Below are 655 nucleotides of genomic sequence, written 5' to 3'. Positions count from 1 at the left end.
CGCGCCAGCGCCGCCAGCGCCCGCGCCCAGGTGGCGGCGCCCGTCGGCCGGCCGCGCTCTTTGGCCAGATGCCGGTGAAAATTAGAGATAGACCACGAAATTGCCGAGCAGGATGCCGACGATGCGGTCGCGCCCGGCCCCCATGTCGAGGCTCGGCGCGAAGCCGTTGAGGATGGTGAGCAGGAAGGCGAGGCCGATCTGCACGCCGGCATAGGAGATGCGCTCGCTGCCCGCCGAAACCCAGGCCGCCGGCAGCACGCCGAAGAACACCAGCACCATGAGCCCGCCCACGGTGTCGAGCGACGGGATCACGTAAAGAATGGAGAGGAAGCCGAGGCACGCGCCGATCAGGCAGCCGCCGATGCGCAATGCCAGCTTGTGCACCGTTTCGCCGGTGGTGCCGAGCGCCGCCACATAGCAGGTGATCATGGCGGTGTGGATGCCCTGCCAGCCGATCAGCGAATAGATCAGATAGCAGCTGATGGCCGCCGCCGTGGTCTTGAGGGCGTACTGCTGGTAGTCGGGATTGGTGAAGGCGTCGGGCGCGAGGAACGGCGGCGCGGCTGGCGCGGTCGGCGTGCCACCGTCCGGACCGGCGAGCGCCTCCAGTTGCGCGGCGATCGCCGCCAGCGGTCCCGCTGCGGCAGGCGCATGG

At 69.5% G+C, this 655-nt stretch carries 1 protein-coding gene; it reads right to left on the bottom strand.

What is annotated here, in order from left to right:
- Positions 1 to 81 precede the first annotated feature (81 nt).
- The coding region (locus AC2W7M_RS26945; protein WP_486136295.1) for an FUSC family protein at positions 82 to 655 on the bottom strand (574 nt) is incomplete at its 5' end.

It is taken from the genome of Xanthobacter sp. BG11Y11_SDJG (assembly GCF_057364445.1).
This window is presented reverse-complemented; position numbering and strand designations above follow the sequence as displayed.